Here is a 15,158-nt window from a genome sequence, read left to right as displayed (position 1 = left end):
GTCAAAAAAAATCTTTTTTCTATAATTGAATCCATAAAGTGAATACAAAGGCGTACATGATTTTATAGGCAGACTGTCTATGAATGAAATGTGCGCTTTTTTTTTAGAGGTTGGAATTATGGAAAGCAAATCAAGTATTTTGGACTGCAATAGATTCAATGCCGAAGATGAGCTGTCATTGCCGCCGGAAGATCTGGAGCTTGTAAGAAGACGTACAAAGGTTCTCGGAAGTTCCTATAGGCTTTTTTACCGCCGTCCGCTGAATCTTATAAAGGGAAAGGATGAATATGTGTGGAATGTCCAGGGCGAAAAATACCTTGACATGTATAACAATATTCCGAGCGTGGGGCACTGCAATCAGGCTGTTATAGAAGCCGTGAACGAGCAGATGAAAAAAATAAATACCCATACCCGGTATCTGCACGAAAATATCATCAGGTACAGTGAAAATCTTCTTGCCCTTATGCCAGCGGAAATTGACCGGGTTATGTATATGTGCTCAGGCTCTGAAGCAAATGATCTTGCGCTCAGAATCTGCATGGAATACACAGGCGGAACAGGCGTGCTGATTTCGCAGGAGGCTTATCACGGAAACACTTTTCTTGTCAGTTCCATTTCGCCTTCTATCGGCGGAGAGCAGAAGCTGCTTGAAAGCTCCCGTCTGATTCCCACTCCTGATTTTTACAGGTCAGGAAAAAGCGATAGTGAATTCACGGAATGGTACTGCAAGAAAATTCAGGAAGCATTCGACAGCATGAAAGCCTGCGGAATAAAGCCTGCCTGTTTTATTGCAGATTCGATTTTTTCTTCTGACGGCGTTCATCCTGAGCCAAGAGGATTTTTAAAGGCTGCTGTTGAAGTTGTGCATAAAAACGGCGCATTGTTCATTGCGGACGAAGTGCAGCCGGGATTCTGCAGAACGGGAGATTCATTCTGGGGATTTTTGCGACACGGAATAATTCCTGATTTAGTGACAATGGGAAAACCAATGGCAAACGGAATTCCGTGCTCAGGTCTTGCAGGAAAGCATGAAATTCTTGAGTCGTTCAGCGCGAAGTTTCCGTATTTCAATACATTCGCAGGCAATCCGGTTTCAATGGCGGCGGCTCAGGCTGTTCTTGATTTCATACAGCAGGAAAATCTTCTGGAGCATACAAAGACTGTCGGAGCGGAACTGTTAAAGTCGCTGAGGGAAATTCAGGGAAGGCATCCTATGTCAGTCGGAGATGTCCGCGGTGCAGGACTGTTTATCGGCTTTGAGCTTGTGAAGGATGCTGAAAAAAAAACGCCCGACCAGAAGCTTACGATTGATCTTATAGATGGGCTTTATAAACGGAAAATTCTTTCTTCAAATGCCGGGCCGTATGGAAATGTTCTGAAAATCCGTCCGCCGCTTGTATTCAAATCTGAAGATATCGACTGGTTTGCCTCAGCTGTGGATGAAACTCTTACAGAGCTGGGCAGATAGAACAATGGAGGTTTGTTATGGAATTTGATCTTGGTGTGTTTGAAAAAGTTGCGGTGTCTGCGCTCGAAAAATACGGATGGCAGAATACCGATAAACCGGAGCTTATTGTCCTCTCTGAAAATGCAACATATATGGTGAAAAACACGGAGACCGGAAAAAAAGACGGCGTAATGCGTGTGAGCCGCCCTTTTTATCATACGCTGGACGAGCTGAATTCTGAAATGAAATGGCTTCGGCAGATAAATGAATATACGCCGCTGATTGTTGCAAATCCGATTGCAGGGCTTGACGGAAATCCTGTTCAGCAAGTTGCGGGACCTGACGGAAATACATATTTTGTGGTGATTTGCGAATTTCTCACAGGAAAAAGTCCTGATGAAAACAACGAAGAGCAGATGGTAAGACAGTTCAGGTATCTGGGCGAAACCACGGCATATCTTCACCGCCAGACAGAAATTTGGAACGGCACAAAGAAGCTGGATCGCATTGAATGGACTTTTGACAATATCATCGGAAAAACACCCAAGTGGGGCGACTGGAGAAAATTTCCTGCCATGACATCTGAAGCCTGCTCATTGCTTGAAAAAATAGCCGGCATAATAGAAAAGCGTCTTGACAGATACGGAAAGAACGAAAACAACTACGGGCTTATCCACGCGGACCTTAGGCTTGCGAATCTTCTGATTGAGGGAGAGCAGATAAAGGTGATTGACTTTGATGACTGCGGCTTTGGCTGGCATCTTCATGACCTGGCTTCTGCATTGAGCTTTATAGAGGAAAAGCCTATTGTCCCGAATCTTGTGAACGCATGGCTTTCCGGCTACAAAAAAGTCCTTCCGTTTACTGACACTGACTTTGAGGAAATTGACACATTTATAATGATGCGAAGACTTCAGCTCACCGCATGGCTCGGCTCTCACCAGCAGTCAGGCCCTGTGGCGCAGCTGAGCGTGGGCTGGATGGATGGAACAATGGAGCTTGCGGAAAGATACAAGCGTCTTTTCGGCTGAAATTGCGCACGGAGCTTTTAAGATTTCTTGTTGTATTTTGCAGTATTTCAATGAAATACGAAAAATAGCCGGGAAGTGATATTTTTTCGCTTCCCTGGGAGAGTCCGTTTTTCTGTCTGCGATGCGGATAGAATTTTTAGAAAAATCCATGGAGGTTCAAAATGGAAGAAAAGAAAGGCGGCTTGGCAAAGTCAATGCGGCTTATGTATGTGTATGCGATGGCAACAGGAGCCATCTTTACATTCATGTGCTACTGGGACGGAATTTTCATGTCATATACAGGGCCGGGAACATTTCTGGCGTTTGCTCTGATGACTGTGGCGATTCTTCCTACAGCATTTGTGTATTCGGAGTTTTCTACTATGCTTCCGCAGGCCGGTTCGTGCCTGGTGTTCAACACTGTCGGTCTGAACAAGCATGCGGGTTTCTGGTCGGCGTGGCTCATCATGTGCGCATGGATTGCTGTTCCTGCTGCCGGAGTGCTTGGCATTCTTGAGTGGATAAATTTTCAGTTCGGAACGAATTTTTCAGCTGCCCAGGCTACCGCTATCGGCTCTGTGATGCTGTGCTTCTGGTGCGCCCTGAGCTTGTATAAGAATGTTGTCGCCGGAAAAATACAGTCATTCATGCTCATTGCAGGAATCTGCGGAATTCTTGTTTGCTCTGTAATGTTCTTTTTGAGCGGCCACTGGTCAATCGAAAATTTCTCTAACTTTTTCACAAGCAGCAATATGCAGAAATACGGCGGAGCATTTTCAAGCACTGGAATCGCATGGATGGTCGGCTGCGCATTTATGATAACTCCGTACTTCGGCTTCGAGACAGTTCCTGCAATGGTTGAAGAGGGAACTTTCCCGATAACTGACCAGAAAAAGGCTATCCTTGGCTCTGTTGTAACCTGCGGCGTGATATATGTTATTTTCTACTTTGCAATGGCTGGTGCTATGCCGTGGAATGAACTTACAAACAGCGGCGACTGCCATCCGTTTGTGACTTTTGATGCGCTCAAGTACTGCTTTGGCGACAAGATTGCATGGTTCGTGCTTATAATGGGAATAGTAGGAATTGTTTTCCCGATTGGAACTTCTGTTCTTGGATTCTGGTATTCAGGAGTTCGCATGATTTATGCGATGGGAAAGCAGAATTTCCTTCCGAAGTCATTTGCTGTAACAAACCGCTTCAGCCAGCCTATTGTTCCGAATATTCTTATTCTTGTTGTCAGCATCGGATTTATTGCAATGCAGGAAATAAGAGCGTTCTTTGATCTTATGGCATTTGCCTGCACGCTCTGCTATTCTCTTACTTCAATTTCTTCCCTTGTTCTTGAAAGCAAGCATCCTGAATGGCCGCGCCCGTATAAGTGTCTGCGGATCATAAAGGTTCTTTCCCTTGTCATAATGCTGATGTTCGCTTTCTTTACCACAATCGGCATCGGAAGAATGACATGGTACGGATTTATCGGCTATATGGCGGTCGGCGCGCTTCTGTGGCTGTATATGATTCTGTACAAGTGGCGTCATCAAAAAGTTGTGATGAACACTCCAGAGGGTCAGAAGGAATTCTAGCAAAGCGCTGTTATGGCTGTCCTGTAGGCGGTGGAAATTTTCTTTGCTGCCTCAGGACAGTTTTTCATTTTACAGTTATCGGATTTTAGCATTTTTGTTTTTGGAGAATTTATGAAGGAACTTGAAATTGTAATAAAGCCTGAAAAAATGGAAAACCTGAAAAGAATACTTGACCGTGAGGGAGCGCGCGGTGTGATGATAAATACAATATTCGGCTACGGAAGACAGAAAGGCGCCGGGCAGGTATATACACGCGAGGAAACTCCCGGAATCAATCTTCTGCCGAAGCTGAGCGTGCGTACAGTTGTGCGGGATGATATTGTTGAAAAAATCATTTCCCGTGTTTTTGAAGAGCTGAATACAAACAGCTTTGGAGACGGAAAAATATTTATAAAGAATATCGAGGACGCTGTAAAAATCAGGACAGGGGAGCGTGGTGAAGAAGCGCTGTGAATTCCGCGGCATAAAAAACAGGCTTCAGCACCCGCTGAAGCCTGAAAAAAGGAGTTCTTATGAAGAAAGAATAGTCTTGCCTTCTATAAGAAAATAACAAAATCCCTTCTGTTTGGTTACAGAAAATTTTAAGCTGCCTTTATTTTCCTATTTCATAGATATTGGTTTTTACTATGTGGCCGCTGCTGTACACATCGTACCAGATTTCCTTCTTTGAATTTGCGCCCAGGGCTGCATAGAATTCCTCAAGGCTGGAAACCTTTTTGCCGTTTACAGCGCAGATTATATTTCCTTCCTGAAGCCTTAGAGCCGCCGCCGGAGATTTTTCAAAGACTCTTGCCACAACAATGCCTTCAACTTTTTCGTCTTCTATATTGAGCTTCTTTTTTATTTCGGGAGTGAGCGGGGATGCTATAAATCCGGGCCAGAGTTTTGTGTCGTTGGCGGAAACATCCTCCTTGCGCTCATCTATTTTCACTGAAATTTCCTTTGCGGTTTTTCCGCGCAGGATTTTTATAGTTGTTGTTTTTCCTGCTGGGATTCCGCCTATTTCCCTGATAAGCTGATCCACTGACTTTATGTCATGACCATTGAGCCCTGTGATAAAGTCGCCCGGCAGAATTCCTCCCTTGTATGCAGGACCGTCAATGAACACCTGGCTTGCGAGCGCGCCCTGCTGCTTTTTGTCAATTCCAAGCTGCTCTTTGTATTCATCGGTGATTTCAACAAGGCTTATTCCGATCCAGCCATAGGTTATTTTTCCCTTTGAGATAAACTGGTTTATGGATTCCTTTATGTTGTTTATAGGAATTGAAAATCCCAGTCCCTGCGAGCCGCCTGAATTTGAAGCTATCCATGTGTTTATTCCGATTACTTCTCCGTAAATATTCACAAGCGGGCCGCCGGAATTTCCCTGGTTGATTGCGGCGTCTGTTTGTATAAAGTCGCTGATAGATCCGATTTGACCTCCGCTTCTTCCTGTCGCGCTTACAATTCCCTGGGTTACAGAAGCAAAATAGCCGAGCGGACTTCCAAGAGCAAGAACAATATCGCCCTGGTGTATCGCATCGCTGTCTCCGAGCTTTGCAACTGTAATTGATTTGTCGCTGCTTTCAAAGGAAACAAGGGCTATGTCCATTCTGTCATCTTTGCCCACGAGTTTTCCTTCAAATTCGCGCTCGTCATTCAGCTTCACTTTTATTGAAGTTGCATTTCCTATGACATGGTTGTTTGTCAGAACATAGATTGTGTTTCCGGTTCTTCTTACTATTACGCCCGAGCCAAGCGCAGACTGCTCAAGCTCCTTTGTGCCGTCCCCGTTTTCCTGTGGAATGCCAAAGAAAAACGGAAGATCCTTGAACGGATTAAAAGTCTTTACCTTTGTTGTTTCCTTTACATCAACTTCCACGACTGCCGGAAGAACCTGCGAAGTTATGGCGCGGAATGAATTCTGAAGCGCCTGTGTCACTGCAAACGAATCCTGGGGAATTTGAGATGCCGGTGTTTCTGCAAATGCAACGGCCGCAGAGCCTTTGTTTACCTTGCACGAAAGCGTGAAAATTCCCAGCGCAAGAACAGCCGCTGCGGACACATAGACGAATTTTTTCAAAGAATTTTTCATACTGGATTAAAACCTCCACTGTTCTTTATTGGGCATCTTGAAAACTTTCTGCGAGGATTTTTCTTGATGCCTGCAAGTTCTAAGCGTCGTCATGGCAGATGCGCCTAGAGCATCGCATTTTTTTACTGTTTGCCGTGCCTCTGAAAATTTGAATTTTAAAAGCCGATGATGTCAGCCTGAAAAATTTCAGTTTTCCGAAGCTACTTAATAAGATAATAAATAATTTTGAAAAAGAGTTACATAGTTTACAGAAAAATATCGCATTTAAATTGAAAAAAATCACTGCATAAACTAAAATAAAGGCATGAATTTGGAAGATTACAGAATCAGAGCCTACATGGAAAAAAGCGGCGCTCCAAAAAAAAATATCCGCCGTCCGGTTTTTGAGAATGTCAATGCAGAAATTGATAAAATTGTAAAAAAACAGGCGCTTCAGTCTGAAAAGGAAAATCTTGAGCAGGCAAAGATTGCCGCAAAAGTCGGAACCTGGTTTGAAAAGAAAAAATCCGTAACAACAGAGGATGTAAAAAAAGCCGCAGAAAATCTTACAAGCGGCGGTCTGGTAAAAATCCCTGCTTCCTCGGATGAAAAGGACAATATTTACCGGCGCGTTGCAAAATTTCTTGTGATAATCGGCGTGAACGAGGCTGCAAAAATTCTTCCGCATTTGACAGAAGAGCAGACTGAAAAAATAATTCCCGAGATAGCATCAATCAGAAATATAGCTCCCGAAGAATCCGCCGCAATCCTTGAGGAATTTGAGTCGCTTGTTGTAAGGGCAAGGGAAGAGGGCGGCATTGAAACTGCTCGGAATATACTTATAAAAGCGTACGGCTCGGACAAGGCTGAGGATATGCTCAAAAAATCCGTAAAATATCCTGAAGGCAAGCCGTTTGAATATCTTTCAGATGCCGATGCCGAGCGCATAAAGGTTCTTATTGAAGGCGAGTCGCTTTCTGTGAAAACCCTTGTTCTTTCTCAGCTTGAACCTAAAAAATCCGCAATGATTATAAATCTCATGGATGATGAGGACAAAAAAAATATAGTTCTCCGCCTTGCAAAGATGAAGCCCGTTGCCCCTGAAGTTCTTTCTGAAATTGACAGGAGCCTGCACGAAAAGCTTCTTACCCAGAATACAGAAAATTCGCAGAACATGGACGGCCGCGGAGTTCTTGCGCAGATTTTGAAGAGAATGGATCCCGGCGCTGAAAATTCAATCATCAACACTTTGAGCGAGCAGGATCCGGAGCTTGGAGAGGATTTGCGCCGGCGTCTTTTCACGGAGGAAGATGTCATCGGCTCGGACAACAGGTTTATCCAGAATTACCTTCACGACATGGAAGACAGGGATATCGCTGTTTTGATTCATGGAAAAAACGCAGCTTTCCGGGAAAAAATACTTTCAAATGTTTCAAAGAACCGCAGCCAGATTATTCTTGATGAAGAAAGCATGATCCGCCGCCTGACAAAAGCCGACAGCGAAAAAATGACATCTTTGTTTTATGCCGTTCTAAGGCGTGCCTGGGAAAGCGGAGATCTGCGTGTTGAAGGCAGAGATGATGGAGAGGTGTATGTATGAAAAAAAACGATCTGTACAAGGGCTTTGAAGTTCTGGATGTGTTCGACATTGACTATTTTGACTCAAAGGGAATTTTTCTGCGCCACAGGAATTCCGGGCTTGAAGTTTTCCATGTGCTTAATCAGGATGAAGAAAATCTTTTTGCCTTTGCATTCAGGACTCCGTGCAGGGACAGCACCGGGGCGGCTCACATTGTTGAACACAGCGTGCTTTGCGGCTCCAGAAAATTTCCCATGAAAGATCCTTTCCTTCAGCTGAAAAAACAGAGCATAAACACTTATCTCAATGCATACACTGCCCGCGACAGAACTGTTTTTCCTGCAAGCTCCCTGATAAGGCAGGATTACTTTAACCTGATGTCAGTCTATGCCGATGCGGTGTTTTTTCCTTCACTGAGCGAGGAAGTTTTTCTGCAGGAAGGCTGGCGGCTCGAGCTGGACAATGAAGGCAGCCCGGCGATTCAGGGAGTTGTTTACAATGAGATGAAGGGAAGCTATTCATCGTTCAATTCCGTTGTCTCCGATGCTGTGTTTAACGCCTCTGTTGCCGGCACGTACTACGAAAATGATTCCGGCGGAGATCCTCTGCAAATTCCACTTCTTTCCTACGAGCAGTTCAGGGAGTTCCACAAAAAATATTACTGCGCCGCAAACTGTCTTGTTTTTCTTTATGGAAATATTCCCACAGAAGAGCAGCTGGATTTTCTTGATGAAAATGTCCTGAAGAATATAAAGTCCCCGGGCAAAAAAATTCTTTTTGAAAGTGAAATTCTTCCTGTGAAAATGAAGCGCCGCCTTGAACTGTCCGGGCCTGCACAGGGAACTGACAGCGCTACAGCCGTTGTGTGGAACATCGGGGATTCCGCGGAAAAAAAGAATTCAGATTTTTTGCCCATGGAGATAAGGTTCCTGACCGAGCTTCTTTTGGGAAACGATTCCGCACCTGTGTCAAAATTTCTTCTGAATAAATTCAAGGGCTGTGATATTTCTCCGCAGAGCGGATGTGATACAAGCTCCCGTTTTTTTGCCATCGCAATCGGAATGAGCGGGCTGAAAACCAGCCAGGCTGAAGAATTCCGCATATCCCTTCTTGATTTCCTTGAATCCCTCGCGGAAAACGGCGTTGAAAAAGATGAGCTTGAAAGAAGTTTTATGGGCTTTGATTTTTCAATGAGGGAAGTCAAGCGCTCGCCGACACATGGGCCTTATTCTATTGTGCTGTTAAAAAGGCTTCTCTGCTGCTGGACTTACGGAAAGCCTCTGGGAGATGCTTTTTCGTACATAGATATCATTGAAGGAATAAAAGCAAAGTGCGAGGCCGAGCCTGATTATATAAAAAATCTTATCAGAAAATTCCTTGTTGAAAATAAAAAACAGACACTGGTTACTGTTTCGCCGTCAGAAGACTGGAGTTCCGCCAGAAACGAAAAAGAAAAAAAACTTGCCGCGGGCCTTTACAGAAAAATCGGAAAAAAATCTGTTCTGCTTGCCCTTGAAAAACTCCGCGCTTTTCAGAATGCTTCAGAAAATGAGCTTATTCCTGCCGTTCAGCCTTCAGAACTGAAAAATCCCGCTGAAAGAATAATGACACGCAAGACAATGTGCTCGGGGCTTCCGCTTTATATAAACAGGGAGTCGTGCAACGGAATTGTGTACGCTTCTGTTCTGTTCCCTGTTGACCGTCTTGCTCCCGAGGACTATAAATTTCTTCCGCTGTTCACGTCCTGCATTTTGGGGCTTGGAGCCGGAAACCGCACATGGGAGGAAACAGTTTCCCTTGCAAGTAAAATTCTGGGCGGTTTTTCTGCAAATATTCAGACTGCTTCAGTTCCTGCCTGTGCAAAAAAAATTGCTGATGAAAATCCCCTGATTGTGGGGCGTGACTGGCTTGTGCTGCGGTTCAAGTTTATAGAAGAAAAATCCAGCGAGGTTTTTAACTTTGCCCGGGAAATCATTACTTCCCTTGATTTTTCAGATACAGCGCGGATCAAGACAATTTTGAACGGGCTTTGCACTGCCTTGAACGATGCAGTGGTTCCGGGCGGACATTATTTTTCACAGGTAAGAGCCTGCTGCCTTTTGAACCATGCCTGCGCCGTCAGTGAAATAAAGGGCGGCATAACTTCAGTTTTTGCATTCAGCGAAATAAAAAAAATGAAGCTCGCTGACATTTCAAAAAAACTTGAGTCTATGTACAAAACTGTTGTTTCAAGCGGTGCCTTGCTTCATGTTACAGCCGGAAAAACTGGAATTGCAGCTGCAAAAAAAGGGTTTGCCGCTCTTGCTGAACAGTGCGCCCTTGTGTTCCCCAAGCCAAAGCGAAAGGTTTCGGACCGCCGCTTTTTTATGCAGACCGAGCTTCCCGGAAAAATCTGCTGCATGAAAAATCCTGTTGCCGATGAAGTTTTTGTTGTTCCCGGAAACACAGGCTTTGCTTCCGCTGCGGTTGCTTCAAGTGAAAACACAAAAATGGTTATGGCGGACACTGTTTTTACGCATCTTCTTGAAAATTCTGACTTGTGGAAACAGGTGCGGATGTCTGGCGGTGCCTACGGTGTTTTTCTTTCTGTGCGCAGTTCAAGCGGCATAACTACTTTTACAACTTACCGCGACCCGAATCCGCTTGATTCCCTGAAGTATTTTTCAGACAGGCTTTCCCGGCTTGAAAAAACTGACTTTACTCTGGACGACATCAAAAAAGCCGTTTCCGGGGTGTATTCAGGCGAAATCGACCCTTACACTCCTGAAGGCCGCGGCGCAAGCGGACTTATGAGGTGCCTTTACGGAATTTCGCTTTCGCTTGACAGGAGCCGAATCAGCAGCCTGCTTGGACTTGCACAGCGCGACATTGAAAAATCCCTCTGCCGCTATAAAAAGGCTTCTTTCCGCGGAAAAAAAGTTGTAATATGCGGAAAAGAGATGATTTCTGATAAAATTAAAAAAATAAGTGGAAAAATAATAAAACTTCCATTATAATAATGTAATCTTTGACGAGCGTTTTAGGCCGCTGAAAAAATGGCAAAGAAATTTATTTGCTTTTTGCAAAGTGCTTGAAGGAAAAAAATGACTAGCAAAAATGTAGAAGAATTGACAAGATTAATGAGACAGCTTGTTTCTGATATTCAGGGTGCGCCTTTCCCTGGCAAGGAGCTTGAGCCTGAACTTTATTCAATCTGGTATGAGCATGTCCAGCGCGGGGCACAGAGCTGCTTTGAATATCTTGAGGAGCATTTTCCACTTGACAATGCGGAATTCAAGGATTCTCTGAAGAAAATGTTCAAATAAACATATCGTTCTGCCGAAATATATTAAAGATAGTTTCTGATTTTTTACGCTTCTGAAAATTTCAGTTTTTAGAGGCAGTTTTTCAGATTATGCTTGAAAAACACTGTTTTTTCAGAACACTGATTTATTATTTTTGGTGGGAAGATATAATGGCTGTAAAAAAAATTCGCCGCAATGAAAAGTTACAATTAAAAGGTTCCCTTAAAAAAAACGGCTTTGACAGATGGCGGCTTGTTACAAATGCTGTAAGTTCTGTATCTGGCGAAGAAAAAACTTTTTTTATTGAATTTTACGCTGTGAATCCTGCTTTGTCGCCAAAGGAATGTGTCCTGGGGTTTAAAAATCGTTTCAATAAATCAGCTGAAGATTTTCAGTATGTTCTTGCAGGCTCCGAGACCGCAAAAAATTTCACCTCGCAGGTTTTTGTGCCTCCTTCATTTTTTATGGTAAAAGCCGGAATCCTTTCCGTGAGCGCAACCCATATAAATTCATATTTTCCATCTGAGATTTTAAGCCAAAAAAAAAGTGAGTTCATAGTCTGCGCGCCGCAGGAGGATTTGGCTGACTGCATTTTGTCCCGCGACAGTACATCAGGCTCTATTGCGATGACAGATGAAGAGCTTCGTCAGCACCCTGAGTACATGGGAAATGCCGGCACGATGTCATGGAATCTTAATTTTACGCGGAGCATTTCTTTTAATTCGGATTACAGGGCAAAGGACATGAACTGGACAGTGCTTGGCGGAAAGACAGATTTTTCAGGCACTATAACTTTAAACGGCGAGGAATTTGCTGTAAATCCAAGGAATTCATTCGGCTACTATGACAAAATATGGGGCCGGGATTTTTCCTCTCCGTATTTTCATTTAAGCTCTTCAAATTTTATAAGTGAAATTTCAGGCGGGCTTCTGGAATCCTCGGCGTTTGCAGTTCAGGGTGAGCACAAGGGCAAGGTTTCTGTTCTTGTTTCTATTGAAGGAAAGAATATTGAATTTTATGCCGGGCGCATGAAAAAAAATCAGGTAAGCTACGACTGCCAGGAGATGAACGGGCAGGAAGGGCAGGGGCTGGTTCTTCACTGGTCGGTCAGCGTTCACAACAGAAAATACGTGATAGACATTGATATTTTCTGCGGCACAAAGGAAATGTCGCTCAGGGATTTTGAAAGTCCTGCCGGCGGAAGAAAAGTCATGCGTATTCTTGCAAGCGGCTCCGGCACAGGAAAATTCAAGCTGTATAAAAAAATGGGAAAAAACCTGGAGCTTCTGGAGCAGGCTGATATCTCAAAGTGCATTTGCGAATACGGCAATCTTGAAACCGCTGAAAAATAAACTTTCGCCTGAAAATTGATTTGCGCGGAAGGCTTCATATCCTGCACTTGCATCGAGGCTCATTCATTTTTTCAATCTTTTTTATTTCTTCTCTCATTTTGAAAAACATTGATTTTTGGAAAAAAAATTCGTATCTTTTTTTTTAGAGGAAAGCTATGGATTACGAACATTTTACCTTAAAAACGCAGGACGCATTGCAGAACGCAAGCGCCCTTGCACAGAAAAACGATCACAGCGAAATAGGATTGGAGCATCTTCTTTCATCGTTGCTTAGTCAGCAGGACGGCATTGTTCCTCCGATTGTTGAGCGTGTAGGAGTAAACGTTCAGAGTTTGCAGAAACAAGTTGATGATTTGTTGGGCTCGTATCCAAAAGTAACCGGAAATACGCAGATGCGCCTTTCAGATGGCGTTCAGAAAGTTCTTGCAAAGGCAGAAAATGAAATGTCAAAGTTGAAAGATCAGTATCTTTCGTGCGAGCATCTGCTTCTTGCAATGACAAAATCAGACAGCGCGGTCGGTGATTTGCTGCGTAAAAACGGAATTACCTATGAGGCGGTTCTTGAAGCCTTAAAATCAGTGCGCGGAAACCAGAGCGTAGACTCGCAGGACCCTGAAAGCAAAATGCGCTCTCTTGAAAAATACTGTACGGATTTAACGGCGCGCGCACGTCAGGATAAAATCGACCCTGTTATCGGGCGTGACGAAGAAATCCGCCGTGTAATGCAGGTTCTGTGCCGCAGGACAAAGAACAATCCTGTCCTTATCGGCGAGCCGGGCGTTGGAAAAACGGCGATTGTTGAAGGACTTGCGCGGCGCATTGCAGGCGGTGATGTGCCTGAAAGCCTAAGGAACAAGAGGCTTCTTTCACTTGATATGGGAAGCCTTGTTGCAGGCGCAAAATTCCGCGGCGAATTTGAGGAGCGCCTTAAAGCCGTCATCACAGAAGTTACAAAGTCAGAAGGGCAGATAATCCTTTTTATTGACGAACTTCATACGATTGTAGGGGCAGGCGCAAGCGAAGGCTCTATGGATGCGTCAAATCTTCTTAAGCCGGCGCTTAGCCGCGGAGAAATCCACGTTATAGGCGCGACTACCCTTGACGAATACCGCAAGTATATAGAAAAAGACGCCGCGCTTGAACGAAGGTTTCAGCAGGTATACTGTGCCGAGCCTAGTGTTGAAGACACGATTGCCATTCTGCGCGGACTTCGCGATAAATATGAAATTCATCACGGCGTGCGCATAAACGACGAGGCTCTTGTGAGCGCGGCAATTCTTTCAAACCGCTACATTACAAACCGTTTTATGCCGGACAAGGCGATTGACCTTGTTGACGAAGCGGCTAGCCGCCTTAAGATGGAAATTGAAAGCCAGCCGACAGAACTTGATCAGATTGAACGGAAAATCCTTCAGCTTTCTATAGAAAAGCAGTCCCTGAGCAAGGAAGAGGATGCGGCTTCTAAAGAGCGGCTTGTAAAACTGGAAAAGGAACTTTCTGAACTGACTGCAAGGCGCGATGCGATGAAAATGCAGTGGCAGAACGAAAAAAACAGCATAGACAAAAGCCGTAAACTTAAGGAACAGCTGGAAGAGGCGCGCTTTAACGAGGAAAAATTTACCCGCGAGGGAAATCTTGAAAAAGCCGCCGAACTGAAATACAGCGTAATTCCGTCGCTTGAAAAGCAGCTTGCGGAAGCAGCCGCGCACGATAAGCAGATTGAAGAAAATCCGGAGCGCGAATCGCTTTTGCGTCAGGAAGTTACGGAAGAGGATATTGCGCGCGTTGTAAGTACCTGGACTGGAATTCCTGTTGCAAAAATGCTTTCCAGCGAAAAACAGAAATATTTGCAGCTGGAGGAAGTTCTGCATAAGCGCGTAATCGGGCAGAATGAGGCCGTTCAGGTTGTAAGCGATGCAATCCGCCGTAACCGTTCCGGCTTGAGCGACCCGAACAGACCGCTCGGAAGTTTTCTTTTTATCGGTCCTACCGGCGTGGGAAAAACGGAACTTGCAAAAACGCTCGCGGACTTTCTGTTCAATGACGAAAAGGCTCTTACCCGCATAGATATGTCCGAATATATGGAAAAATTCAGCGTGAGCCGTCTTATCGGTGCGCCACCGGGATACGTCGGCTATGATGAAGGCGGACAGCTTACCGAAGCAGTGCGCCGCAGACCGTACAGCGTAGTTCTTTTTGACGAAGTTGAAAAGGCTCATCCGGACGTGTTCAACGTTCTGCTTCAGGTTCTTGACGACGGAAGGCTTACTGACGGACAAGGGCGCGTTGTAGACTTTAAAAATACGATTATCATTATGACAAGCAATCTTGGAAGCGAGCTTATTCTTGATGCTGATACGTCAGAAAAAATGGAAGCTGCAAAAGGACAGATTGACTCGCTTTTGAAATCGCATTTCCGCCCGGAATTCCTGAACCGTATAGACGAAATAGTAATGTTCCAGCGGCTTGACAAGTCCTGCATAGGCGGAATCGTAAGAATTCAGCTTGAGCGCGTGGCAAAACGGCTTATGGACAGGCGCATAACGATTGAGTTTGACGATTCTGCGGTGAACTTTATTTCGGAAAAAGGATACGATCCTGCGTTCGGTGCGCGCCCTGTAAAGCGTGCCGTTCAGACCTGGGTGGAAAATCCTCTTTCAAAGGAACTGCTTGAAGGAAAATTCGGCGAAGGAAGCACTATTTCAGTTTCTACCGGCAACGGAATGCTTGAATTCAGGTAGATTTACAGGATAAATATATGGCATTCTCTGAAATTCATATTTTGGAGGTGCCTTTTTTGTAGAAAAAAATAGACCTGTCTAAAATGCATAATTATCGCTGAATTCT

10 protein-coding genes are annotated in these 15,158 nt (G+C 44.5%); 9 read left to right on the top strand and 1 reads right to left on the bottom strand.

The window, feature by feature from the left end; translation table 11 throughout:
* Positions 1 to 118: 118 nt before the first annotated feature.
* The 4 genes from ACI4L0_RS04810 to ACI4L0_RS04795 all read left to right on the top strand — a co-directional run bounded on the left by ACI4L0_RS04810 (position 119) and on the right by ACI4L0_RS04795 (position 4,496).
* Complete coding sequence (locus ACI4L0_RS04810; protein WP_439799034.1) at positions 119 to 1,468, top strand: aspartate aminotransferase family protein; 1,350 nt, start codon at positions 119 to 121, stop codon at positions 1,466 to 1,468.
* Positions 1,469 to 1,485: 17 nt separating this feature from the next.
* A complete protein-coding gene (locus tag ACI4L0_RS04805) occupies positions 1,486 to 2,478 on the top strand; it encodes a phosphotransferase enzyme family protein (protein ID WP_439799033.1) in 993 nt (330 codons plus the stop codon).
* A 161-nt stretch (positions 2,479 to 2,639) separates the two neighbouring features.
* Positions 2,640 to 4,043: an APC family permease gene (locus tag ACI4L0_RS04800; protein ID WP_439799032.1), complete on the top strand. Its 1,404-nt coding sequence runs from the start codon at positions 2,640 to 2,642 to the stop codon at positions 4,041 to 4,043.
* Between the two features lie 111 nt (positions 4,044 to 4,154).
* Complete coding sequence (locus ACI4L0_RS04795; protein WP_439799031.1) at positions 4,155 to 4,496, top strand: P-II family nitrogen regulator; 342 nt, start codon at positions 4,155 to 4,157, stop codon at positions 4,494 to 4,496.
* 139 nt (positions 4,497 to 4,635) lie between these two features.
* On the opposite strand, the gene ACI4L0_RS04790 is transcribed toward ACI4L0_RS04795, so the two are convergent.
* A complete protein-coding gene (locus ACI4L0_RS04790; RefSeq protein WP_439799030.1) occupies positions 4,636 to 6,117 on the bottom strand; it encodes a Do family serine endopeptidase in 1,482 nt (493 codons plus the stop codon).
* 304 nt (positions 6,118 to 6,421) lie between these two features.
* Between ACI4L0_RS04790 and ACI4L0_RS04785 the strand changes: the two genes are divergently transcribed.
* From ACI4L0_RS04785 to clpB, 5 genes are all read left to right on the top strand, one after another.
* Entirely contained in the window at positions 6,422 to 7,696 is a 1,275-nt protein-coding gene (locus ACI4L0_RS04785) for a flagellar motor switch protein FliG (RefSeq protein WP_439799029.1), read from the top strand.
* Positions 7,693 to 10,671, top strand: coding sequence for an insulinase family protein (locus ACI4L0_RS04780; RefSeq protein WP_439799028.1), 2,979 nt, complete (start codon positions 7,693 to 7,695; stop codon positions 10,669 to 10,671). The genes ACI4L0_RS04785 and ACI4L0_RS04780 overlap by 4 nt, the downstream gene beginning before the upstream one ends.
* An 87-nt stretch (positions 10,672 to 10,758) precedes the next feature.
* A complete protein-coding gene (locus tag ACI4L0_RS04775) occupies positions 10,759 to 10,980 on the top strand; it encodes a hypothetical protein (RefSeq protein WP_439799027.1) in 222 nt (73 codons plus the stop codon).
* A 149-nt stretch (positions 10,981 to 11,129) separates the two neighbouring features.
* Positions 11,130 to 12,311 carry a hypothetical protein gene (locus tag ACI4L0_RS04770; RefSeq protein WP_439799026.1) on the top strand — a complete coding sequence of 394 codons (1,182 nt, stop codon included), beginning with the start codon at positions 11,130 to 11,132 and terminating at the stop codon, positions 12,309 to 12,311.
* A 155-nt stretch (positions 12,312 to 12,466) separates the two neighbouring features.
* Positions 12,467 to 15,052, top strand: a complete 2,586-nt coding sequence (clpB, locus tag ACI4L0_RS04765) for an ATP-dependent chaperone ClpB (RefSeq protein ID WP_439799025.1) — start codon at positions 12,467 to 12,469, stop codon at positions 15,050 to 15,052.
* The last annotated feature ends 106 nt before the right edge of the window (positions 15,053 to 15,158 follow it).

Origin of the sequence: Treponema sp. (genome assembly GCF_051883275.1) — a bacterium.
Lineage (GTDB): Bacteria > Spirochaetota > Spirochaetia > Treponematales > Treponemataceae > Treponema_D.
The sequence above is the reverse complement of the archived record's forward strand: the minus strand, read 5'-3'. Positions and strand labels throughout refer to the sequence as shown.